This window comes from Haloarcula salinisoli (assembly GCF_019599405.1).
In the GTDB taxonomy this organism is placed as follows: domain Archaea; phylum Halobacteriota; class Halobacteria; order Halobacteriales; family Haloarculaceae; genus Haloarcula; species Haloarcula salinisoli.
This window is the reverse complement of record NZ_RKLQ01000002.1, coordinates 531357-553769: the sequence shown is the minus strand read 5'-3', so window position 1 is coordinate 553769 and position 22413 is coordinate 531357. Positions and strand designations below refer to the sequence as shown.

Annotated in this window: 26 protein-coding genes; 6 read left to right on the top strand and 20 right to left on the bottom strand. The window is 67.2% G+C overall.

The genetic code is table 11. The features are described from left to right. Positions 1–197 precede the first annotated feature (197 nt). The 3 genes from EGD98_RS12035 to EGD98_RS12025 all read right to left on the bottom strand — a co-directional run bounded on the left by EGD98_RS12035 (position 198) and on the right by EGD98_RS12025 (position 2105). Entirely contained in the window at positions 198–1076 is an 879-nt protein-coding gene (locus tag EGD98_RS12035; protein ID WP_220588617.1) for a CheF family chemotaxis protein, read from the bottom strand. Positions 1077–1210: 134 nt separating this feature from the next. Next, the gene (locus EGD98_RS12030) at positions 1211–1639 is read right to left on the bottom strand and encodes a DUF7112 family protein (RefSeq protein WP_220588616.1); all 429 of its coding nucleotides are present in this window, start codon (positions 1637–1639) and stop codon (positions 1211–1213) included. A 79-nt stretch (positions 1640–1718) separates the two neighbouring features. Beyond that, positions 1719–2105, bottom strand: a complete 387-nt coding sequence (locus EGD98_RS12025) for a 30S ribosomal protein S6e (protein ID WP_220588615.1) — start codon at positions 2103–2105, stop codon at positions 1719–1721. 157 nt (positions 2106–2262) lie between these two features. Here EGD98_RS12025 and EGD98_RS12020 point away from each other — a divergent pair, with 157 nt between their 5' ends. After that, the gene (locus EGD98_RS12020) at positions 2263–2523 is read left to right on the top strand and encodes a hypothetical protein (protein WP_220588614.1); all 261 of its coding nucleotides are present in this window, start codon (positions 2263–2265) and stop codon (positions 2521–2523) included. 31 nt (positions 2524–2554) lie between these two features. On the opposite strand, the gene EGD98_RS12015 is transcribed toward EGD98_RS12020, so the two are convergent. The 7 genes from EGD98_RS12015 to EGD98_RS11985 form a co-directional block, all read right to left on the bottom strand. Then, complete coding sequence (locus tag EGD98_RS12015) at positions 2555–2977, bottom strand: dCTP deaminase/dUTPase family protein (RefSeq protein WP_220588613.1); 423 nt, start codon at positions 2975–2977, stop codon at positions 2555–2557. A gap of 86 nt (positions 2978–3063) precedes the next feature. After that, positions 3064–4896, bottom strand: a complete 1833-nt coding sequence (locus EGD98_RS12010; RefSeq protein ID WP_220588612.1) for an IucA/IucC family protein — start codon at positions 4894–4896, stop codon at positions 3064–3066. A 1-nt stretch (position 4897) separates the two neighbouring features. Next, on the bottom strand, positions 4898–6262 hold the full coding sequence (locus EGD98_RS12005) for a lysine N(6)-hydroxylase/L-ornithine N(5)-oxygenase family protein (RefSeq protein ID WP_220588611.1): 1365 nt from the start codon (positions 6260–6262) through the stop codon (positions 4898–4900). Next, on the bottom strand, positions 6255–6893 hold the full coding sequence (locus tag EGD98_RS12000; protein ID WP_220588610.1) for a GNAT family N-acetyltransferase: 639 nt from the start codon (positions 6891–6893) through the stop codon (positions 6255–6257). Before EGD98_RS12000 ends, EGD98_RS12005 begins: the two co-directional genes overlap by 8 nt. Then, on the bottom strand, positions 6890–8680 hold the full coding sequence (locus EGD98_RS11995) for an IucA/IucC family protein (protein ID WP_220588609.1): 1791 nt from the start codon (positions 8678–8680) through the stop codon (positions 6890–6892). The genes EGD98_RS12000 and EGD98_RS11995 overlap by 4 nt, the downstream gene beginning before the upstream one ends. After that, a complete protein-coding gene (locus tag EGD98_RS11990; protein WP_220588608.1) occupies positions 8677–10149 on the bottom strand; it encodes a pyridoxal phosphate-dependent decarboxylase family protein in 1473 nt (490 codons plus the stop codon). Before EGD98_RS11990 ends, EGD98_RS11995 begins: the two co-directional genes overlap by 4 nt. After that, positions 10146–11504, bottom strand: a complete 1359-nt coding sequence (locus tag EGD98_RS11985) for a diaminobutyrate--2-oxoglutarate transaminase (RefSeq protein ID WP_220588607.1) — start codon at positions 11502–11504, stop codon at positions 10146–10148. The genes EGD98_RS11990 and EGD98_RS11985 overlap by 4 nt, the downstream gene beginning before the upstream one ends. A 361-nt stretch (positions 11505–11865) precedes the next feature. On the opposite strand from EGD98_RS11985, the gene EGD98_RS11980 reads away from it, so the two are divergent. Next, a complete protein-coding gene (locus EGD98_RS11980; protein WP_220588606.1) occupies positions 11866–12297 on the top strand; it encodes a DUF5807 family protein in 432 nt (143 codons plus the stop codon). Here the strand turns inward: EGD98_RS11980 and EGD98_RS11975 are convergent. Both EGD98_RS11975 and EGD98_RS11970 read right to left on the bottom strand, forming a co-directional pair. Further along, complete coding sequence (locus EGD98_RS11975; protein ID WP_220588605.1) at positions 12294–12743, bottom strand: hypothetical protein; 450 nt, start codon at positions 12741–12743, stop codon at positions 12294–12296. The genes EGD98_RS11980 and EGD98_RS11975 overlap by 4 nt on opposite strands. Positions 12744–12787: 44 nt before the next feature. Next, positions 12788–13012 (bottom strand): hypothetical protein, encoded by a 225-nt coding sequence (locus tag EGD98_RS11970; protein ID WP_220588604.1) that lies wholly within the window; start codon positions 13010–13012, stop codon positions 12788–12790. Positions 13013–13275: 263 nt separating this feature from the next. Between EGD98_RS11970 and EGD98_RS11965 the strand changes: the two genes are divergently transcribed. Next, positions 13276–15489 (top strand): CDC48 family AAA ATPase, encoded by a 2214-nt coding sequence (locus EGD98_RS11965; RefSeq protein WP_220588603.1) that lies wholly within the window; start codon positions 13276–13278, stop codon positions 15487–15489. Between the two features lie 111 nt (positions 15490–15600). Here the strand turns inward: EGD98_RS11965 and EGD98_RS11960 are convergent, their stop codons facing one another. The 4 genes from EGD98_RS11960 to EGD98_RS11945 all read right to left on the bottom strand — a co-directional run bounded on the left by EGD98_RS11960 (position 15601) and on the right by EGD98_RS11945 (position 18148). Further along, a complete protein-coding gene (locus EGD98_RS11960) occupies positions 15601–15849 on the bottom strand; it encodes a DUF5615 family PIN-like protein (RefSeq protein ID WP_220588602.1) in 249 nt (82 codons plus the stop codon). Between the two features lie 99 nt (positions 15850–15948). Continuing rightward, positions 15949–16254: a DUF433 domain-containing protein gene (locus EGD98_RS11955; protein ID WP_220588601.1), complete on the bottom strand. Its 306-nt coding sequence runs from the start codon at positions 16252–16254 to the stop codon at positions 15949–15951. 269 nt (positions 16255–16523) lie between these two features. Further along, positions 16524–17615 carry a DHH family phosphoesterase gene (locus EGD98_RS11950; RefSeq protein WP_220588600.1) on the bottom strand — a complete coding sequence of 364 codons (1092 nt, stop codon included), beginning with the start codon at positions 17613–17615 and terminating at the stop codon, positions 16524–16526. A gap of 62 nt (positions 17616–17677) precedes the next feature. Continuing rightward, positions 17678–18148, bottom strand: a complete 471-nt coding sequence (locus EGD98_RS11945; RefSeq protein WP_220588599.1) for a universal stress protein — start codon at positions 18146–18148, stop codon at positions 17678–17680. Positions 18149–18253: 105 nt separating this feature from the next. On the opposite strand from EGD98_RS11945, the gene EGD98_RS11940 reads away from it, so the two are divergent. Continuing rightward, on the top strand, positions 18254–18691 hold the full coding sequence (locus EGD98_RS11940; RefSeq protein WP_220588598.1) for a universal stress protein: 438 nt from the start codon (positions 18254–18256) through the stop codon (positions 18689–18691). Here EGD98_RS11940 and EGD98_RS11935 read toward each other — a convergent pair. Both EGD98_RS11935 and EGD98_RS11930 read right to left on the bottom strand, forming a co-directional pair. Beyond that, complete coding sequence (locus EGD98_RS11935; RefSeq protein WP_220588597.1) at positions 18688–19209, bottom strand: GNAT family N-acetyltransferase; 522 nt, start codon at positions 19207–19209, stop codon at positions 18688–18690. The two genes, EGD98_RS11940 and EGD98_RS11935, sit on opposite strands and share 4 nt — an antisense overlap. Beyond that, entirely contained in the window at positions 19206–19577 is a 372-nt protein-coding gene (locus tag EGD98_RS11930) for a universal stress protein (protein WP_220588596.1), read from the bottom strand. The genes EGD98_RS11935 and EGD98_RS11930 overlap by 4 nt, the downstream gene beginning before the upstream one ends. A 147-nt stretch (positions 19578–19724) precedes the next feature. Here EGD98_RS11930 and EGD98_RS11925 point away from each other — a divergent pair, with 147 nt between their 5' ends. Together EGD98_RS11925 and EGD98_RS11920 are read left to right on the top strand one after the other, a co-directional pair. Next, positions 19725–20393, top strand: a complete 669-nt coding sequence (locus EGD98_RS11925) for a DUF5806 family protein (protein ID WP_220588595.1) — start codon at positions 19725–19727, stop codon at positions 20391–20393. Beyond that, complete coding sequence (locus EGD98_RS11920; protein WP_220588594.1) at positions 20383–20793, top strand: hypothetical protein; 411 nt, start codon at positions 20383–20385, stop codon at positions 20791–20793. Before EGD98_RS11925 ends, EGD98_RS11920 begins: the two co-directional genes overlap by 11 nt. Here the strand turns inward: EGD98_RS11920 and EGD98_RS11915 are convergent. After that, on the bottom strand, positions 20790–20969 hold the full coding sequence (locus tag EGD98_RS11915) for a hypothetical protein (protein ID WP_220588593.1): 180 nt from the start codon (positions 20967–20969) through the stop codon (positions 20790–20792). The genes EGD98_RS11920 and EGD98_RS11915 overlap by 4 nt on opposite strands. An 80-nt stretch (positions 20970–21049) precedes the next feature. Next, positions 21050–22405 (bottom strand): dihydroorotase, encoded by a 1356-nt coding sequence (locus tag EGD98_RS11910; protein ID WP_220588592.1) that lies wholly within the window; start codon positions 22403–22405, stop codon positions 21050–21052. Positions 22406–22413: the final 8 nt, after the last annotated feature.

Sequence of the window (22413 nt, the reverse complement as noted above, 5' to 3'; positions counted from 1 at the left end):
TCTGTGCCGCGCTGACGGGGAAGGGCAGGCCTGCCGTCGTAGATACTCAAGAAGCGTACAGTTAGCATCCGGCGGCGGAGCCGCCGGTTCACCGGACTCGCCGCGAGCGGCGAGTCCGGCCTTTTCAGGGTGACTTTTTACGAGTGGGGGTGCCCGCAGGCCGCCTCGCGGCCGAGGACACCCTCCGAAGTGAAAATTCACGCATTGACGTCCTCCAGATGCCGGCTCGCGACGACCTGGCCCGTGGGCGTGAGCGTCGGGCCGTCGGCACCGTCCTGGATGAGGCCGTCCTCTTCGAGGTCCTGCAACAGCATGGACACCTCTGAGGAGTCCTTTCCGAGGATGGAGGCCAGTGGCATCCCCTCCATATCGCCGGTGGAGTAGATGGCCACGAGCACCTCCTTTTTCCCCTTGGTGAGTTCGATTTTCCGGAGCTGTTCCATGAGCTCGGAGTACTCCCGGCGGAGATAGCGCCCGAGGATGGACATCTTCCGGCTCGTGGCCAGGGCAGCCTCCGTCGTGACGGCGGTGCCGTCCATCATGTGCCGGACCACGAGCACCGGCCGGTCGGCGCCCTGTATCTCGCGGGTGGTGCGCTCGAAGTCGGAGACGGTCTCCAGCTCGATGACGAAGGAGCCGTCGTCGCGGCGGAACTCGACGGAGCCGGGCTTGAGAAAGAGGTTCGCGCGCTTGAACCCCTCGTCGGTGACGCGGCCACCGACGCGGGCCCGTTCCTTGACCGTGGTATCGGTCCCGTTGATGATGGCCTTGAACAGGACGGTGCCGAACTTCTCTATCTTCTCGTCGTCTGCCTCGACGGCGGCGACGAGCCGTTTCCCGTTGCGCTCGAAGGCGACAGTCACCGTCGACTGGAAGAAATCGCCCAGGTCCGGGGGCACCTGGCCGATAGCGATGTCGAAAATCGAGTCCAGCGGAATCGTCAGCTTGTCGTCCTCGCTGGCGGCCAGCACCAGCCGTTTCTGGGAGAGGACCACGCGCCCCTTGATGGGGTCGCTACGGCTGGCCACCTCGGAGTTGAACTGGCCGACGAAGTCCGCGATGACGGATTCCGACACGATATGCCTGCTACAGCGGCCCGGATATTGAGAGTTTCGCGCCAGTATCATCTCGAAAAACCGGAGCCGACCGGCCCTGGCGCCGACACGAGTCAGTATCGGTGACGGCGCTCTCGGGCCCACGACAGTCCGTCTCAGCCGTCGATGTCGCTCGCGATGTCCGAAAGCGAGGAGTCCGGGGCTTCGGTCGCGGTGTAGACGACGCGTTTCCCGGGCGTTCGCAGGCCGTACTGGTGGTCTTCGGTGACGACGTCGAAGTGGGCCGACCCGCCGACCGAGACCGTGGCGTCGGCGACCCACTCGGCGAGGCGGTTCTCACCGTCGCGCTCGCGGGCCAGCCGGCGGTTGTCGGTGACGTGCGTGAGGACGCGGTCGCCGTCGAGGCTGGTCTCGACGCGGGCCTCGTAGTCGTCGCCGTCGAGTGCGAGCGTGACGACGTCGCCGTCGTCCAGCCCGACAGCGTCGGGAAGCACGACGCGCGGACGGCCGGTGCGGCCGACGGCCTCGATGGCGACACGATGGGTGTCGACCGCGTCGTGGTCACTGGGGACGCGCTCGCTCATCGGTGGATGCGTGACGGCGTGCCGGGACGGACCGACCCGACGGTCGCTGCGTTGCTAGACCGGCCGACAGCGGTCTCGCTCACTCGTCGGCGCCGAGCAGCTCGTCGACGTCGTCGCTGCCGCGCCCGACGATTTTCGCGTTGATCTGGCGGGTCTCGTCGCTGACCTCGCGGCCGCGGATGGTGATGCGTTTGCGCTCGCCGTCCGTGGTCGGTTCGTAGCCGACACCGCCGTCGGACATGATGGACTTGGTGGCGACACCGCGGACGTCCGGGCGCATCGGTCGGCCCGCCGTGTCGGAGCCACCGGTCAGTTCGAGCGTGTAGCCGTCGAGACCGACGGCGCCGCCGTCGACCTCGTCGCCGAGCTCGCGACCGATGAAGCGATTGGCGTCCTGTCCGTCGACCTCGACCTGATACGTGTGGCCGCTCTCCGGATCGGAGACGGCGACCGTGAATTCAGCCATACGTCAGTCCAGTCCATCGCGCGTCAAAAACGCATCGAAGCGTCGGTGAGGTGGCCGAGCGACGGTACGCCATGACCGATAATGTCGGACGGTAGCCACGAATACATACTAGTTAGGTGTATTCGACTCCCACCTGTAGCTCACAGTATAGTTTACAATGAGTCACACCACAGACGCCGACCGAGAAACGCTCGGAACTACTCTGAGCTCGCTCTCGAAGTCAGCCGACGGGCTGAGCCGGAGCGTCCGACAGCTGAACCGCGCCGTCGACGACCTCCAGCTGTCGACAGAGCGGTGGGGCGAGAACCAGCGGGCCGCCTCTGAGTCGCTGTCCCGCGCCGCCGACAGTCTGGAGCCGGTCTCGGCCGGGGCCACGAGCGCGTCGGCCTCGGACAGCTTCGCTCCCGCCGACGACTGACGACTGCTACTGTCGGCCGCCCTCCCGTCGCCTACGTCTCTGTGGCGACGATAGTACTCACGCGAGCGTTCTCCTTCAGTTTCAGCCCCGCGCCGCCGACCGTCAGCGGGAGTCGTGGTAACGCCTCGACGTGCAGCGTCGGATGGGTCGCCCCGCGTTCGAGCAGTTCGGTCCGTGGCTGGACGGTCACGGTCGCCTCGCCGGTCAGTGACTCGTTGTACTCGATAAGATACTGGCCCGCGCCCAGCGACCACCACTCGTAGTCGTCGTCGGGGTCACGCTTCTCGCTTTTGTGTGGCACTGTCTCTGCCGGTTCGAGTTCCCCGCCGCCGAAATCGATGCGACCGGGCGCGGCCACTTCGTACACCTCGGCGACGGTGAGGTCGACCCCTGTCCCCTCTGTCTGGGTCGGTTCGTGGACGATATCCGTGACGTAGTCGCTGTAGTCGGGCATGGTCGAGGGTTCCGGCGCTCGGGGCAAAACTGTGGGGGCAGAGTTCCCGCGCTCGCCCGATTACTGTGGGGGGCGAGGCCCCGCGCCTAGTCGTCGGCCGCGGCCGGCGCGTTCACCGCACGGTCGGGCGCGACCTCGACGAGCGGGTTCGGGACGGTGCCGTGGGTCGCGGCGTGGGGCCGCACCGGGGCGTCACCGTACCCCGACTCGAACAGCCGATTCCGGTTCAGCGTCAGCTTGGTGAACTCCGGCTGGAACAGGTCGAACAGGTCAAAGCGGTCTTCCAGTTCGGGGAAGGTCGCCTGGTAGTCGTGAATCGTCGCTCTCGCGTGCCCCCAGAACTCGGTCTCGGGATACCCTTCGTGGGTCGCGAGGATGTCCGCGACGTAGCGCAGGACACAGACGAACAGCCCACAGAAGATGAACTGACAGAGCCCCTCCGGGGGCTCCGTCCGGAGCACCCCGTCCAGTTCCGCCGGCAGCGCGTCCAGTTCGGGCAGGGGCTGGTCGCTGACGTTCACGTCGTCGACGAAGTCCTTGACGGCCAGCCGCGTGGGGACCCCGTCCTCGACGACGAGGATGGTGTTCTGGCCGTGCGGGGAGAACACCGTCCCGTAGCGATAGAGAAAATGCAACAGCGGCGGGAGGACCGTATCGAAGAAGGCGGCCACCCACGCGTCAGTGTCGAGCCCCGAGGACTCGATGAGCCGTGAGATGTATGGCCGGCCCTCCCCGTCGACGTGCAGCAGCGAGGCGAGCGTTATCGCCCGCTCGTCGTCCTCGAGGAAGGTGTATATCGACTCGCGCCAGATAGCGCCCAGCAGCTCGTGGAACTGGTACGGCGAGCCGTCGACGTCGGTGAAGTCACCGTGGTCGTAGTTGATACCCGCTATCTCGCCCGGGAGAATGAGACCCTCCTCCTGGAGGAACTGGTCGTCCTCGTAGATGCCGTGGATGTACTCCGTGACGGCCGGTGCGACCTCCGTCCGCTCGCCAGGCAGGCCCCGCCAGACGAGCGTGTTGTGGATGCGCATCGGCACCTTCACGTGGTGTTTCTCGTCGTTGTCGAGATTGACGAAGGTCCGGACCGACTGCTGGGGGAGGTACTCGTCGGCCCCGGTCCCCAGCGGGACGATGTCGTCGGCCGCGATGTCGCCCGGGAACATGGGGACGATGCTGTTGTCCCACTGCCAGTCGTGGACCGGCATGAAGTAGTAGGCGTCGGGGTCGAGCCCCTTGCCCCTGAGCCGGTCACGGAAGGCGTCGTAGAGCCTGCCCAGTTCGTGCTGGACGAGCGAGTCGTGGGAGACGTCGTCGGTGCCCGCGAACGTGGCCTTCGACTTCCGGACGGCGACCCAGGAGAGACGGACCGGCTCCTTCTGTTCGGGGGCGTAGTCCCGGTAGTCGTCGTACCCCCAGCCCAGCCGGCCCTTGTTGTAGGTTATCCACGGGTGGCCGGTCATCTCGCCTTCGAGGGTGGCGTAGTCCAGGTCGAGCGGGTCGAAGTCCTCGCGGTCGCGCCGGCGGGCCTCGATGTGGGCGTCGGCCAGCAGCGTCTTCTTGAACTCCCGGAGGAGGTTCCCCTCGGTGAGGCCGTCGAGCTCGGTCGACTCGCCGACGTCCCGGAGCAGTGTGGTCGGGTCCGAGACCGGCGCCCACCCGTCGTCGGTCTGTCGCTGAACGGTGTCGCCGTCGACGGAGAGACTGTCGAGCAGGCGTTCGGTCGCCTCGAACCGGTAGCTCGCCTCGCCGAGGTCGAACCGGTACTGGGACCGCTCCGCGCCGGCGTCGACCATCCGGGGGGTGAGTATCTCCTCGTAGCTGAACTCCTCGACCATCTTCGTCAGGAGGCGGGTCTGGACGGTCGTCCAGACGTCGTCGTCGAGCGCCTCGTGTAGCTGTGTATCGTGTGGATTCATCTTAGTCGTCCTGTGTCGGTGTCGGCGGCTGCTCCGGCTCGGGACGCGAGGCCCCGGGCGCGTGGTCGACGAACTGTTCGACGGCGAAATCCTGGAAGACGGTGTCCGTGTCCTCGGGATAGCGCTCCCGGCCGAGCAGCCGGTTGGCGAAGGTGGCGTTCCGGTCACAGCCCAGCCCGAGGTCGGGGACGCCGACGCCGTGGGTGTGGAGTTCGGCGTTCTGGAGGAACACGTCCCCGGCGACGTCGATATCGAGGCGGTGGTCCGCCGTCACCTCGAACCGCCCCTGTTCGTCCCAGTTGATGTGGTCGGAAAGCGGGTCGAGGAAATCGGGGACCGGGCGTTCGTAGCCGGTCCCGAGTATGACGATCTCGCTCTCGTGGACGAACGACTCCTCGGCCTGCCACTGGTGGCAGTCCAGCGCGTACCGGTCACCGACGGCCTCGATGTCGGCGACCTCCGTCATCGCGAACAGCCCGACGTCGGGCTCGCGGTCGCCGATGGACCGGCGGTACAGCAGGTCGTATATCTCGGCGCTGGTCCCGGGGTCGACCCCCTTGTAGAGGAGGTCCTGGTTCGGGATGAGGTCGTCCTTGCGCTCCTGGGGGAGGTCGTAGACGTAGCGCTCGTATTCGGGCGTGAAGTGCTGGAGGCCGAGTTTGGAGTACTCCATCGGGAAGAACCCCTTGGAGCGGGTGAGCCAGTCCAGCCGGTATTCGTTATCGGCCTGCCGTTCCAGCAGGTCCTGGAACACCTCTGCGGCGCTCTGGCCCGAGCCGACGACGGTCACGGAGTCGGCCTCGAGGACGGGCTCGCGCCTGTGCCGGTACGTGGCGGTGTGGAACACGTCCTCGTCGGGGTGGCCCTGCAACGGCTCGGGAATCTGGGGCCGCGAGCCGATGCCAAGCGAGAGGTTCCGGGCGCGGTGGTCGGACCGTTCGCCGGTCCGTGGGTCCCGGGCGGTGACGACGAACTGCTCGCCGTCGTCGTCCCACTCGACGGCCGTCACCTCGCGGCTGAACCGACAGCTGTCGAGGCGCTCGGTGACCCACTGGAGGTAGTCGTTGTACTCGTTGCGGGGCGTCTGGAACGTCTCGTAGAAGTAGAACTCGTAGATGCGACCGGTCTCCCGGAGGTAGTTCAGGTAGCTGTGGGGGTTGGTCGGGTCAGCGAGCGTCACGAGGTCCGCGAGGAAGGGGACCTCGAGGGTCGCCCCGTCGAGCAACATCCCCTCGTGCCAGTTGAACTCGGGCTCCCGTTCGAGGAACGCCGCGTCGACGTCGTCCTCGACGCCATCGAGCAGCGCCGCGAGCCCGAGGTTGAACGGGCCGATGCCGACGCCGAGCACGTCGTGGACCTCACTCATCGGCGGCCACCACCTGCGTCGGGCGGGCCGGCTGGTCGGGCAGGACCTCGCGCTCGAAGCGGTCCCGGTCACAGACCAGCAGCGTCGCCTCCTTCTCGGCCTCGTCGAAGTAGAACCGGTCGCGCTGTTCGAACCCACACTGCTCGAAGACGTGGATGACGCGGTCGTTGCGAGCGTCCGGTTCCGCGATGACCCGCTCGGTGTCGGGATGGCGCAACTGCATGGCGACGACGGCCTGCACGAGCGACTGGGCGTAGCCCTGGCCCAGATACTCCTCGGGGCCGATGAGGAGGTGGACGCCCTGGTCCGAGGGGTCGGCGTCGTAGTGGGCCGCCACGTCGTCCTCGGCCGCCCAGTAACACTCCCAGTAGCTCATCGGGACGTGGTCCAGACAGCCGACGTAGGGGGTGAGGTGGTCGTCAGCGAGCTTCGATTCGAGTTCGGCCCGGAACGCCGGCAGCGGCAGGTCGAGCTGCCAGTACGGTTTGACGTGGTCGTTGCCGAGCCAGGCGTGGAGCCGGCCGAGGTCGTCGGCGACGGCGGCCTGGCGGAACGATATCGTCCGGTCGATTTCGGGGTCGTAGGTCTGGTAGTCGTACGGTTCGGCGACAATTGCGTCTGGTCCTGTCATAGTTCGGTGACGATGGGGTTCGTGATGTCCGTGTAGACGGACTGGTTCTCGATGTCGTTCTCCAGTTCGTCCAGCCCCCGGAAGCGAGTCAGCAGGTTCGCTTTGCAGGGGACCGTGGGCGATTCGAGCAGCGGGTCGAGCAGCGACGATGACGGGCGGTCGTAGCGGTCGCGAGCGCGTTCGAGCTCACCGCGGAGCACGGCGAGCAGGTCGCGCTCGTCGACCAACCCCGCCGAGCCGAAGGCGTTGACCACGTCGAGGGCGTTGTTCAGCACGACGTAGTACCGCAGGCGCTCGTCGGCGACCGCGTCGTCACAGATGGTGTCGGCGCGCTCGCCGACGCCCGGCAGGTACGACTCGACCTCGGGATACATCGATTCGGGGAAGTAGAACCCCTGATTGTCCCGGTAGCGGAACTCGCTGGGGTACCCCTCCTCGTCGAGGGTGAGCACCGAGTTCTGCTGGTGGGCTTCCACGCCGACGCCCTGGACGAGGTAGAGCCAGAGGGCGGGGCGCACCGACAGTTCGAGGTACTGGCGGAACCAGTCGATGCTGACGGCCGCGGCGTCGCGGCCCTCCATCGTCGCGATATCCGAGACGACCCGCTCCAGCCGGGAGCGGCCGTCGATGGGGTCCTGGCACAGCGCGACGACGGGCGTGGACCGCTCGGCGAGGTCGCCCCGGAACGGGTTCGTCCGCAGCGTGGTCTCCAGGCCCGACTCGGGCCCCTCGCCCGCGTCGAGCGCGAGATAGGCCGGGTCACGGACGACGTCGAAGTCGGGGAAGGCCGCCGCGAGTTCGTCGCCGAAGTCGGTGTCGAGCAGCTCGGCGACGGCGACGCCCCGTTCCAGTTCGGCCCGCTTGTTCGTCCGGACGGAGTTGGTGATGGTGACCGCGAGCGACGACTTGACCATGAACGGGGCGTCCTCGCGGTAGAGCGTCCGGACGGACGTCGTGGGGCGGTACTCGCCGCCGAGCTCGCCCAGATACGAGAGCCCGTCCCCCAGGAGGTGCTGGACGTGGGGCTGGTCCCGGAGGTAGTCGGCCTGCCAGGGGTGGACTGGCAGGAGGACGTCGTCGCCGAACTCGGCGAGGAGGTCGTCGTCGACGGCGTCGTCGGCCCGCAAGCAGTCCTCGACCATTGCCGGTGCCGGCCGGGAGAGTGCCGAGCCGGTCGTCACGAGGTCGGGGTCCGCGGCGAAGTACGCAAGCGGGAACGAGCCACCCAGCTCCGGGGCGTATCTCGGGCGGTCGCGCTCGGTGATACCCTGTCGGCTCTTGGGCGTCGGGTGGCGGTGGTGGCCGAAGACGAGGGCCTGTTCGGCGTCGCCGAACGGGAGCCACGCACCGTCGGGGGCGTCGGCGCGGGCCGCGACGAACTGCTCGGTGGTCTGTTTGCTCCGGAGGACGCGTTCGAGCAGCGCGTCGGGGACGCCGGTCCCGTCACGGGACAGCGAGAGGTCCCTGACGACGAGCGTCGAGAGGGTCGCAGCGTCAGCGGGGTAGGTCGACCCGTCGGGGAGGCGGTAGCGCAGCGGCGTCTCGAACAGGTGGCGCTCGGTGGGAGAGCGGTACGTCAGCGGGGCCAGCAGCTCGATATCCTGGGCAGGCAGTGTCGTCCGCAGGAGGCCGTCCGGGCCGGGGTCGACACCGGCCACCGGCGCGTCGGTGACGGTGTAGTCGCCGGTCTCCCTGAGATAGCAGTTGAGGAAGGCGTGGACGGTCGCGTCGTCGGCGCGGGCGGCGGGGTCGACCGACGGCGGCTGGCGGTCGGCGTGGAGGCTCATCGTGGCACCTCCTGACCCGAGACTGCCGCTGCGCACTCGCGGATGATGTCGAGCATCGCCGCCACGTCGTCCAGCGTCGTCGTGGGATTCAACAGCGTGAACTTGAGGCTGGTGACACCGTCGACGGTCGTCCGGGCGACGATGGCCCGGCCGTCGGAAAGCAGCGCCTCCCGGGTCGCCGCGTTGAGCCGGTCGACGGTCTCCTCGGCCAGCCCCTGCTCGGGCCGGTAGCGGAAGACGACGGCGTTGAGCGTCGGCTCACCGAGCAGTTCGAAGTCCTCGGCGGCCGCGACCAGTTCGGCGGCGTCCTCGGCCAGTTCCAGTGTCCCTTCGATGAGTGCCGCCAGCCCGTCTCGGCCCAGCGCGCGGAAGGTGAGATACGGTTTCAGCGCGTCGAACCGCCGGGTGGTCTGCATCGACTTCGCGACGAGATTCGGGACCCCCGCGTCGTCGTGGGCCTCGGGGTTCAGGTAGGCGGCGTTGCGCGCCATCCACTCGAAACTCGCCGCGTCGCGCACCAGCAGGGCGCCACAGCTGATAGGCTGATAGAACAGCTTGTGGAAGTCGACGGCGACCGAGTCCGCCCGCTCGATACCGTCGAGGAGGGGGGCGCGGTCGGTCACGGCCAGCGCGCCGCCGTAGGCCGCGTCGACGTGGAACCACAGGTCGTGCTCGCGGGCCCGGTCGGCGACGGCGGCGAGTGGGTCGATGCTGCCGAAGTCGGTGGTGCCGGCGGTCGCGACCAGCGCGAACGGCGTGCCCTCGAGGTCGGTGAGCGTGTCGTCCAGCGCGTCGACATCCATCCGGTGGCGCTCGTCGGTGGGCACCGTGACGACTGCGTCCTCGCCCAGCCCGAGGTGGTGGGCGGCCTGTTTGCCGGTGAAGTGGGCCTCGGCCGAACAGAGGATGCGCAGGTCGTCGGCTTCGGGCGGGAGCCCCTGTTGCTGGACGTCACGGCCGAACTGCGTGCCACAGAAGCGGTCCCGCGCCAGGAGGAGGGCCTGCACGTTCGACTGGGTCCCGCCGCTGGTGAACACGCCGTCGGCCACCGCCGGGAGGTCGAACAGCGAGCAGAGCGCGGCGACGACACGCTCCTCGATGACGGTCGCGGCGGGGGCCTGGTCGAACGAGTCAAGCGACTGGTTCGTCGCCGCGACCATCATCTCGGCGGCCAGTCCCGGAATCAGCGGCGGACACTGCAGGTGGGCGACACACTGGGGGTTCGACGTCCCGACCGAGTGAGAGAGCACCCGGTCTTCCACCTCGTCGATGGCCGCCGCCAGCCCGGTGCCGGTCTCGGGGAGGACCGGCTCGGCGAACTGGTCGGCGAGTTCCTCGGGCGAAAAGCCCGAGTAGGGGTCCTCGTCGTCGGCAAAGGAGGAGAGGACGGCGTCGGTCGCCCGTCCCATCGCCGCCCGGTAGGCCGACTCGCCGGTATCGCCGCCAAGGAAGAGGTCGGCACTGCTCATGCTGGCGCCTCCGGGGCGTTGGTGTCGGCCGCGACCGCGGCCACCGCCTCCTCGAAAATAGCGGCCACTTCGTCGGCCTGGTCGGCAGTCAGCACCAGCGGCGGGAGGAACCGCGCGGTCGCGCCGCCCCGACCGCCGAGTTCGATGATGAGTCCGCGGTCGAAACACGCCGACTGGACGGCGGTCGCGAACTCGCTGTGTGGCGCGTGTGGCCCGGCGCCCTGCCACGCCGCGTCGGGGTCGACGAACTCGACGCCGAGCATCAGTCCGCGGCCCCGCACGTCGCCGACGACCTCGAACTGCTCGGCCATGGCTTCCAGCGAGGAGCGCAGCCGTTTCCCGACCCTGGCCGCGTGGTCGTCGAGGTCGTGTTCGAGGATGTAGTCGATAGTGGCCTCGCCGGCCGCCATCGCGAGCTGGTTGCCCCGGAAGGTGCCGGCGTGGGCGCCGGGCTCCCAGACGTCCAGGGACCCGTCGTAGACGACGACGGCCAGCGGGAGCCCGCCACCGATAGCCTTCGAGAGTGTCACCACGTCGGGCGTGATGTCCGCGTGTTCGAAGGCGTAGAGCTCGCCGGTCCGCCCGAGCCCCGCCTGTATCTCGTCGAGGATGAGCGGGATATCCCGCTCGCGGGTGATGCGGCGAATCTCCCGGAGCCACTCGTCGGGCGCGGGCAGGGCCCCGCCCTCGCCCTGAACCGGTTCGAGAATCATCCCGGCGGGGTCGGTGATACCGCTCTCGGGGTCGTCGAGCAGGTTCTCGACGTAGCGGCTCGCTGTCCGGTGGTCGCTGTCCGGTCCGAACGGCGAGCGGTAGTCGTAGGGGTAGGGCAGGTGATGGACGTCGTTGGGCAGCCCCGGAAGCGGCTCCTTGGCGTCCGTATCGCCCATCAGGGCGAGCGCGGCGCTGGTCATCCCGTGGTAGGCGCCCTGGAAGCCGAGCACGCTCCGGTTGCCCGTCGCCGTCTTGACGAGCTTCAGCGCCGCTTCGACGGCGTCGGTCCCCGCCGGGCTACAGAACTGTACCTTCGCTCGGTCGCTGAACTCGTCGGGGAGGCTCTCGAACAGCGAATCCACGAACCGCTCCTTGGCCGGCGTCGAGATGTCGAGTGTGTGAATCGGCCGGTCGGCGTCGATGGCCGTCTCCATGGCCTCGACCACTGCGGGATGGTTGTGACCCAGCGCGAGCGTCCCCGCGCCGGCGAGGCAGTCGTAGTACTCGTTGCCGTCCATGTCGGTGACCTCGACGCCCTTCGCCTCCCGTATCGCCAGCGGGAGATATCGCGGGTAGGTCCGCGCGCTCGACTCCCTGCCGGCCTGCTGGCTGAGGATGGCTCGGTTGCTGTCGTAGCTCACGCCGCCACACCTCCGGCAGTCGTGGCCCGATACGTCCACAGATAGTTGCGTGTCCGAGACATGCGGTTTTAGGCTAGCCTAAAAATATAATAAAGTTTTCGGACAGGTAAATAAGGTTAGGAGTTTACGCGCCGCTCACGCTGCCGGGAGCGCCCCGACGTTCGACTCGGGTGTGCGTTCGACCGCCGTCTCCAGGTTCGGTTCCGTACTCGTGTGTTGCACCTAGTTTTTGGCTGCCCTAAAATAACGAATACCTAACGACAAGTCCCAGGGCTGACATTCAAGGCCCGGCCGGCACCAGCGAGCTGGCCGTGTGGGAGCGGAGCGGGTGACTTTTGAGCGGTGGCCGACTCTCCCCCGTATGAGCAACCACGCCGAGTTCCTGGCGGGCGAGCGCGCCGACGACGTGCTCTTTTTCCTCCACGAGGACGCCGTCTCGAACCCCGAAGCGCTTTCTGACTACGCCGACCCGGTCGACGACGGGCTGGTGCTAGTGTTACCTGGCGACAACGGTCGTGACGCCTTCCAGTCCGCGACCGGCATCGACCCGATGGGACTGGCCCAGGAGGCCATGAAAACCGAGGGCGAGGTCCACGACGACTGCACCGACGCGAACTGTCCGGTCGCCGAGGAAGAGCCAGAAGAGAACCACACGACGAAGTTCGTCTTCGCCTTCGCGGAGGAACAGAACGAGGACGTGGGCGGGCTCTACGCCGATGGCGACGTCATCCACGCCTACGCGGTCTGTACCTGTGGCGAACGGTATTCCGATAAGTGGGTCGTAGAGAGCTAGCGGCGCGACGACAGTAGGAACGGTTCGAGCAGTCGGGTGAGCAGCGCCCTCGACAGCCCGGTCAGGGCGCTCCCCTCGTGGCGGTACGGCACGCCGACCTCGTCGCGGCTGACGCCGTAGCGTAGGTGCTGGACGCCGTCGAGGAGGAGCCAGCAGCCACAGAGGGCGAAACAGCCACCGAGCCACCACGCCCCGGTCAGCGAGACGAAAGCGCCCGCGGCGGTCAGGACCAGGAGGCCGAAGACGGCGTTGCCGGCGTAGTCGCCGACGACGGCGTCGGCGATGTCGGTCGATATTTCCAGTGCGAGAAACAGTACGGCTGACCCCGCGGCGTTGCCGAGAGAACCGTCGAGGACGTAGATGGTCGCGCCGACGAGAAGCGCTGTGACGACGTTGCCGATGACATCGAGCTTGTCTGGAACGAATCGATGGAGGGCCGTCGACATCGGTTCGACTGTCGGCCGGCGAGCGTATCAGGGTTGTGCCGCGGTCAGAACATCGACCAGAAGCCGACAGCGATGAGAACGACGCCCACCAAGGCGGCGAGCGCGCCCCGTAGCTGGACCCACCGACGGGCCGTGATACCGGCGGGCCTGTCCTCGCTCTCGCCGCTCGTGACCCACACGTCTGCCAGCTGCTCCGGATAGCCGACGATGAAGACGCCGGCGCCGACGAGCATGATACCGGCCGAGACCGCCAGCCCGCCGAGTGGCATACGAAGGTGTTCGACCGGCTGTTACTTCGGTGTACTGCCGGCACAGGCGACCCACGCACGAGCCCGACTGTTCCCCCGGCCTGGCCCTGGTAGTCACCGAATCCGATTCGATAGCGTCTGGTAGGTGTTCCCCGACGTGCCTGGAAATCGGTAGCACATACACAGATATTTCAGAGGTGTGCCACAATACAGCGTACGTCCAGCGCTCCGCCCCGCTGAGTTTCTATTTCAAACTCAGTTCGAGGGCACTCTGGACACTTCTCATGAAACTTATCGTCAAACCGCTGGACAGACAGAGCGTCGGGCAGGGTATCGCTGCGATAGACCGCGAGACAATGACGGAACTGGGCGTCACCGACGGCGAGTTCGTCGCCATCGAGGGCGAAGCAGGGGTCGCCATCGCCCGTGTCAGAGAAGGGCAGGTACGCGACCGTCAACGCGGTGTCGTCGGTATCGACAGTCAGACGCGCAAAGCGACGGGTACCCGTATCGACCAGTTCGTCGAGGTCGAGGCGGCCGACGTCGAACCCGCGGCGGAACTCTCCGTCGCCTTGCCCGAGGGGCTCCGCATCCGTGGGAACCTCGCCTCGTACCTGCTCGAGAAACTCGCCAACCGCGCGGTCCAGGCCGGCCAGACGGTCCCGCTGGCCATCGGCTTTGGCTCACTGATGGGGCGGTCCAGCCGTCGGATTCCGATTCGCATCGTCGACACCGACCCCGGCGGGACGGTCGTCGTCACCCAGTCGACGGATATCGACATCGTCGACCAGTCCGCCGAAGACGTCGATATCGACGGCCAGCGCGACGCCGACACGCCCGGCGGGGCCGAACCCCCGGGCGTCAGCTACGAGGACGTCGGCGGCCTCAACGACGAACTGGACCAGGTACGGGAGATGATAGAACTCCCGATGACCCACCCCGAACTGTTCCAGGCGCTTGGGATCGAGCCGCCACAGGGCGTCCTGCTCCACGGCCCGCCCGGCACCGGGAAGACGCTCATCGCGAAAGCCGTCGCCAACGAGATCGACGCGAACTTCCAGACCATCTCCGGGCCCGAGATTATGGGGAAATACCACGGTGAGAGCGAGGAGCGGCTCCGCGAGGTCTTCGAGGAGGCCGCCGAGAACGAGCCGGCCATCATCTTCATCGACGAGATAGACTCCATCGCCCCGAAACGGGACGACACACAGGGCGACGTGGAACGGCGCGTCGTCGCTCAGCTCCTCTCGCTGATGGACGGGCTGGAGGAGCGCGGGCAGATAACCGTCATCGGGACGACGAACCGCGTCGACGCCATCGACAGCGCGCTGCGACGGGGTGGCCGCTTCGACCGCGAAATCGAAATCGGCGCGCCCGACACCGACGGCCGCAAAGAGATTCTCCAGATTCACACCCGGGAGATGCCCATCGCCGAGGACGTCGACCTCGAGCAGTACGCCGAGAACACGCACGGCTTCGTCGGCGCGGACCTCGAGAGTCTCGTCCGCGAGGCGGCGATGAACGCGCTCCGGCGTGTCCGTCCCGACCTCGACCTCGAGGGCGACGAGATAGACGCCGAGACCCTGGAGACGCTGGAAGTGACCGAACCGGACATGCGGACGGCGCTCCGGGAGATATCCCCCAGCGCGCTCCGGGAGGTGTTCATCGAGACGCCCGACGTCACCTGGGAAGACGTCGGCGGGCTCGCCGAGACGAAGGCCCGACTGCAGGAAGCGGTCCAGTGGCCCCTGGAACACGCGGACGCCTTCGAACACGTCGACCTCCAGTCCACCAAGGGTATCCTGCTGCACGGCCCGCCCGGCACCGGGAAGACGCTGCTCGCCAAGGCGGTCGCCAACGAGTCCCAGTCGAACTTCATCTCGGTGAAGGGGCCGGAGCTGTTCGACAAGTACGTCGGCGAGAGCGAGAAGGGCGTCCGGGAGATATTCGAGAAGGCCCGTGCGAACGCCCCGACGGTCATCTTCTTCGACGAAATCGACGCCATCGCGAGCAAGCGCGGGAGCGGCGGCGGGGACAACCAGGTCGGCGAACGCGTCGTCTCACAGCTCCTGACCGAGCTCGACGGGCTGGAGGAGCTGGAAGACGTGGTCGTCATCGCGGCCACGAACCGCCCCGACCTCATCGACGATGCCCTGATGCGTGCTGGCCGAATCGAGCGCAAAATCAAGGTCGGGGAGCCCGACGAGGAGACCCGCCGCGAGATACTGGCAATCCACGCCGGGACCCGACCGCTGGCCGACGACGTGGACCTCGACTACTTCGCGGCCGAGACCGACGGCCTCGTCGGGGCCGACCTGGCCGCACTGGGCCGAGGAGCGGCGACGGCGGCCGTGCGCGAACACGTCCAGGCCAAATCCGAAGGGAAAGACGCTCCCGTCGAGGATATCGTCCTCACGCAGGCACACTTCGAAGCGGCCCTCGAAGAGCTTCGAGCGGACGACGCCGAGGACGGCGACGACGGGTCGTACACTCTGTAAGAGCCCCATCTTCCTCGTCAGGTAGCGCTACAGAACTGTATCACACCGTAGAAGGCGACTATCAAATCGTTCAGTTGTGATGACTTTCGCCCCACTCGTTCCGGTCGTGACTCAGAGCCAGTCGGTAGTGATGTACGTCACTGTCTCCATCGCCTCTCGGTCGGGGAACGCTTCGAGAACGCGCTGGATGATATGGTAGAGTTCGTGCGGGGGAAGCGACTGGTCAGGGACGTAGAAGACACCATTATGTGAGTCGACAGGCATCTGGACGAAGTCGTCGTCGCTGGTGACGATGAGACGCCCCTCTTGGACGGCATACAGGCAAATTGTGGTGTCATCGACGCCCCTCGCCCAACTCACTCACCTTGACGACACGCTCTACGTCGTGGCCTGCTTTGTCGAGTTTATCAGCCAGCGGCGCTGCGATGTTCTCGTCGAGAAGAAACGGCAGCCCCATGACTACGATTCCGGCAGGTCTTCGGGGCCGCTGATGATTCTTGGGTCTTCTTCTGCGGCGTCGTGGAGCTCTCGACGTCGTTCGTTGACCGCCCGCATCTCTTCGGGGTGGTCGTGATAGTACGCCAGTGCGTGGTAGACGTCCGAGACAGTGAGGTCAAAACGATCCGCAACCGTCTGTGCGTCGAGGCCGCGCTCTTCGACCAGCGCGTGGACGTGGCTCACGGTGATTCGCCGGTCCCGAATGTGGGGCTCGTCGTGGATCTCCGACTCGTCACCTGAGACGACGGTGTTCATCTGCTCCGACATACTGCAGATTACCATTGCAGTGGCCTTCAGTCTTTGCCGGTACAGATAGTCAGCCGCGGGTGCGTTGTCGGTCGGGTGGCCTTCGGCCACCACTCACGGCAAAAACGTGGTTCTCGTGAGCGAAGCGAACGAGATGGTTCGTGGGACCTCCGGTCCCACGCTCATACCGGAAATCTTCGATTTCCGAGCAGCTCGAAAGACGAGCAAAGCGAGTCTTTCGGTGGCGAAAAAGGCCGGTCGTTCGCCCCGCTCACGACCGGTCCAGAACTCTACCGCTCGGTATCCACGCCCTCGTCCTCCTCCGCAGGCAGCCGCTTGAACGCATCAACGATGGCCTGTTTCGCCACCGCACCTTGTGTGGTCCAGTGGTGGGCGTAGTCCATCATGTCGTCGTAGATGTCGGGCTTGCAGCCCGCCGCTTTGGGGTGGCCGCCGCCGTTGACCTGCCGGGCGACCTCGTGGGCGCGCTCGAAGTTCTCCGTGCCCCGAATCGAGGCCGAGCCGGCGGGTTTGACGATGACGGCGGCGTCGGCACCCTGCTCGCGCAGCGTCTCGGCGACCTCGTTCTGTGAGCAGCGGCCGTAGGTGACGCCGACGGTCCACTCGCCGACGTCGCGCAGTTCGGCCCGTTCGACGGCCTTCTCGATGAGTGCCTCCTTCTCGACGCGCTTCTCCGCGAGGAAATCGTGAACCTCCATCGAGAGGTCCGGGCCGTGCTCGGCGACGGCCTCGATGTACTCCTCGGGTTCGGCCCAGTAGGAGAAGTCGGCGAGGTCGTCGCTGCGCTCGTCGTCGCGAATCCAGAGGTCGTGGTCCCGCGTGACGGCGGCGAGTTCGGCCCACTGGTCGGCGAAGTCGTGATCGAGTTCGGCCAGCGCCACGTCGGCGGTACAGACCTCCTCGCTCTCCCCGACGGTGCGGGCGACGCCGGCCTGGTCGACGATATCGCCGAGGTCGTCGTCCCACTGGTGATGGTCGAACCACGCGACGTGTTCGACCCGAGCGACGAGATTGTCGAGCGCGCCGAGGTCGTCCTCGCTGTCGGGACAGAGGTCACAGACGTAGACGGTCGCGTCGGGCTCGCCGTACTCGGCGGCCCAGGCCAGCGCTTCCTGGAGGTTGTGCGGGCCAGCGGGGAGGAGCGCGCCCTCGCCGTGGGCCGCCCGAACCAGGGCCGTACAGGCCAGGCCGTCGGCGTCGGGGTCGGCGATAACCACGACGCCGGCGTCGGCGAGCGTCTCGGCGGCCTCGGCTTCCTTCTTCTCCTCCTCGAACGAATCCGGGTAGAAAAAGCCCTCACCGGGCAGTACTGATTTGCGGCCGATAGAGAGACGGTCGTCGTCGATGAGCCAGTCGTCCATGTCCACACCTGCCAGTCAGCGGCAATGAGTCCAGCGGTCCCGTATCACTGTCCGGACCGAGCTCAGACCGCTTCGCGTTCGGGGTTGGCCTCACCCTCGAGCTGGCGGACCGACAGCACCGGCATCGGGGCGTGGCGGACAATCTCCTCGGCGACGCTTCCAAGGAGGAACGCGTGCTCGCCGTGGCGACCCCGGGTCCCGGTCGCGATGAGGTCGGCCTCGACGTCCTCGGCGTAGGCCTGTATCTCCTCGGCTGGCTCGCCCTCGCGGACGGCGGTGACGACGTCTGCATCGGTCTCACCGTCGCTCGTCGCCGCCTCCCGGACGAAGGAGAGCGCCCGGCCGCCGGTCGTCGCCAGGGCCCGTTCCAGCACGTCGCGGACGTCGTCGGGCGTGGACTCGACCTCGCCCTCGTCGACGACGTACAGCGCGTGGACGGTCGCGTCGAACTTCCCCGCGAGGTCGAGCGCGGCTTCGACGGCCCGCTGTGCGCTCCCCGAGCCATCCGTCGCGATGACCACCGTGTCGAACATACCTGTCTCTGGTCGGTCGACGGGCAAAAAGCCACCTCATCGGTCGGCACGGCCCGCTGTGAGCGATGGATGGCTTTTTGCCCGGCCCGGTCACAGAGTGTTGTGATGGACATCGACCTCGTGCTCGTCCCGGTCGACGGGAGCGACCGGTCCGAGCAAGCCGCCGAGTACGCGACCGCTATCGCCGAGCGGTACGACGCCGGTCTCCACCTCCTGTTCGTGCTGGACGAACGGCTCCGGCGGGACATCGACAAGGGGACCGTCGACGCCGAGTCGGTCGCACAGGACCACCGGGCGTTCACCCAGCGAGTGCGAGACCGCTCACACGAGCTGGGTCACGACGTCACACTCGACACCTCGACGGCGACGGCGTTCTCACAGAAACGGTTGATGCAAAACCCCGGCAGCGTCGTCCTCGACGTGGCCGAAGACGTCGCGGCGGACTTTCTGGTCATCCCGCGGGCCGCAAACAGCGAGGACGCCGTCGGGCGGGCCGCGATTTACGTGCTGGAATACGCCAGCCAGCCGGTGCTGTCGGTCTAGAGCTGGATACTCATCTCTATCTCGAAGCTCTCGGCTTCGGTCGTCTCGAAGCCGACCTTCTTGTACAGCGCGACCGCGGGGTCGTTCCACCGCTCGACGGTCAGCCACACTTTCTCCAGCCCCCGCGACTGGGCCAGCCCCAGCAGCGTCTCGACGAGGCAGGTGCCGATACCGGCCCCCTGGAACGGCTGCAGGACGAAGATAGCGAGTTCGTGCTCGCCGTGGCGGTCCGGCACCAGCGTCGCGTGGCCGACGACGCTGCCCTCGTGGACCGCGACGACGTTCAGCGTGTCCTCGCCGAGGATGGTGTCGAGCCAGTCCTCGATGGCCGATTCCCGGGCCGGCGGGATGCCCTGGGCCCGGTCGGCCGGGTCGAAGGAGAGGTACATCTCGAGGACGCCGTCGTGGTCGCTGGCGTCGGCCGCCAGTAGCTCCACCTCGCGGCCCTCCCGGTCGGTGACGGTCCGGGGCGGTGCCGGGAACTTGTCGGCCGGTTCGTCCGGATAGTCGCGCGTCATCGGATGAGAGTCACCGGGGTCTGGGAGTTCAACAGAACGAACTCGACGATAGAGCCGAGCTGTATCTTGCCGAGTGTCGACCGTTCGCCGCCGCCCAGGACGATGCGGTCGAACGCTTCGGCCTCGGCCACCGAGACGAGTTCGCTCCCGGGTGAGTCGCCCTCAAGTCGGCGTATCGTCGCGTCGAAGTCGGTCTCTGCGAGCGTCGCCTCGACGCGCTCCTCGATCTCCTCGTCGTCGGCGCTCACCTCCTCGTTGTGGAAGATTGCGACGGTCAGTTCGTCACCGGTTGCCTGTGCACGGTCGATGGTCTCCTCCAGTGCGTGGTACGACAGCTCACTCCCACCAACACCGAGCAGAATGTCCATGTAGGGCCATTCCCGTCATCTGTCAAAAATCCCTGTGGCACGTCCTGCAGGCTGTGCGACACGTTACCCGGGGTCTCGGCCAGGCGAGGAAGTTGGACGACGGAGCGGGGCGATACGCTTTTTCGCCGGGGGCACACACGGACAGCCATGACACCGCCGCCGGAAGACGAGGAGCCGACACGGGTCGTCTCGCCCCACGAGCCAGACGAGTCGGGCGAGGAGAGCGAGCCCGAGGAGCCCCAATCACCCTCGCCGGACGGGTCAGAGGCGACGGACCCGGCCGCCGTCCCCGAGGACGTCCGGAAGTACGAACGCTTTACCAAGATAGAGAGCGGGACCTACGACCGCGCTAACGAGTTCCTGCGTGAGCGGACCTACATCACCGCCCGCGAGTGGGCCATCGCGCGTCTCTGTGCGGATTTCCGGACCGAGACCGGCGTCGAGATGACCAAAATCGGCGAGAACCTCCCCGAACTGGTCCCGTTCATGACCGACACCTACACGCCCCAGGCGGTCAACCAGGCCCGCGCGTCCTTCGAGGAGAAAGTCCGGAAAGCCGGCGCTACTTTCCTCTACGGTGCGATGTCGGATTTCTTCACCGCCGAAGAGCTAGACGACGTGATGTACGAGTCGACCGAGGTCGCGAAGTTCCTCCTGGAGGTCGAGGGCGTCGACCTCGCCGTCGAGGAGGAGATGGCGGCCGAGGACCGCATCTCGACGGTGATGCGCGAAGTGCGCGAACACTCGGCGGCCCTGCGTCACGACGAGGTGTGTTGCCCCGAATGTGGCCACGAGTTCGGTGTCGATGAGAAGTGAGGGCCTCTCGGTCCTGAAATCGGACCTGTTCCTGGCGGCCATCATGCTCGGGACCGGACTGTTCAGCGGGGGGAGCGAGGCCGTCCGGGCCGTGCCGGTGGTCGGGGTGACCATCGCCGCCTGCATCGCCATCTCGGTGTACCTCGCGGAACACGACGTGGTGCCGGGGGTCTACCCCGAAGTGGCGTCGGTCGCGGCCTTCCTCGTGACTGTCACCGTCGGTGTCGGCTTCGTCCTCGTGCTGTCGGCCCCGACCGCGGTCGTCAGCGCGGCGGCGCTGACCGGCGGCGGCGCCGGGGTCGTCTGCTACCGGACAGTCTACGGCTTCTTCTTCCCAGTTCCGGCGTATCGACTCGAAAAAGACGAGGAGCCCGAGGAGACGGTCGAGGCGGAGAGCTAGCGGACGCCGAGCACCTTGCCACAGCCCTTGCAGCGCCAGACGTCGCGCTGGCCGGTCCCGATCTGCATACGCGGTGGGCCGTCGTCCTGCTCGACCAGTTCGACCTCGTCGACCGCCTCGTGGTCGAGTTCGTGTTCGTGTTCGTACTCCCTGTCGCAGTTGATGCAACGTACCATACAGGAGAGGGGTCAGTATCGGGTATGAACTCGGCGGGGTCGTGTACGATCGATGCACATAGATTCGGCCTGAGCGGCGGCTACTCCAGCAACTCGCCGTCGGCGTCGCGGACGTTCTCGCCCGCGTGCTCGTAGAAGACATCCTCGTCAGGGTCGTCTCGCGGGCTCCGCCCGCTCGACCCTTCCGGGGCGCTCCGCGCCCCGCCGCGCTCAAACACCATCGTCCCCCGGACCATCGTCCACTCGGGGAAGACGGCGTCGAACCCCTCGAAGGGGGTCCAGCCGCAGTCAGTGTGGCGCTCGTCGGCCCGAATCTCGGTCGTCTCCGTGGTGTCGACCAGCACGAGGTCGGCGTCCTTGCCGGGCTCGATGGCACCCTTCTGGGGGATATTGAACACCCGAGCAGGGTTGGTCACGGTCAGGTCCCGCACCCGCTCGTAGCCCAGCGCGGTGTCGGGGTCGGCGGCCTCCGCGAGCAGCAGCGGCAGCACCGTCTCGACGCCCGGGACCCCGGACGGGGCGTCCCAGATGCTTGCATCCTTTTCTTCGACGGTGTGGGGCGCGTGGTCGGTCGCGATCATGTCGACGGTGCCGTCGGCGACCCGTTCGTACACCTCGCGTCGGCGCTTCTCGCGGCGCAACGGCGGGTTCATCCGGCCGTAGGTGTCAAGCTCGCGCAGGTCCCGCCGAGAGAGCAGGAGGTGGTGTGGGGTGACCTCCGTCGTCATCCCCGCGTCGGCGGCGACGTCGATGCCCTCCGGCGTCGAGGTGTGTGCGATGTGGATACGGGCGCCGACCTCGCCGGCGGCGTCGCAGGCCCGCCGGACGGCCCGTTCCTCGGCTTCGGCGGTCCGGTAGGCGCTCCAGGCGTCGGCGTCCTCGCGAACCGTCGCGTCCTCGTTGAAGTAGTCGGCGTCCTCGGCGTGGACCGTCACCGTGACGCCGGCGTCGGTCGCCGCGGCCAGGGCGTCTTCGAACAGCTCGCGCTCGATACCCATATCACCTGTCGAGTCAGCGAGGAACACCTCGCCCAGCGCGAACAGCCGGCGTGAAAAGAGGCTCTGGGGGTCCCAGTCGGCCGTGACGCCGCCGTTGATGCCCCAGTCGATTATCGAGTCCGCGGCAAACTCGGCTTTGTCGTCGAAGGCGGCGCCGTCGACGGTCGGCGGGTCGGTGTTTGGCTGGTCGACCACGCAGGTCACGCCGCCGGCGGCCGCGGCGCGGGAGCCCGTCTCCCACGTCTCCTTGTGGGGGTAGCCCGGTTGGCGGAAGTGCACGTGGGCGTCAATCATCCCCGGGAACAGCCGTTTGCCCGAGACGTCGATGGTGCGCTCGTCGTCGTCCGAGAGCCCCCGACCCACCTCGGCGATGGTCTCGCCGCGCACCCGGACGTCCCGCTGTCGACCGTCCGCGAGTGTGGCGTTGCGGATGAGCATACCCACCC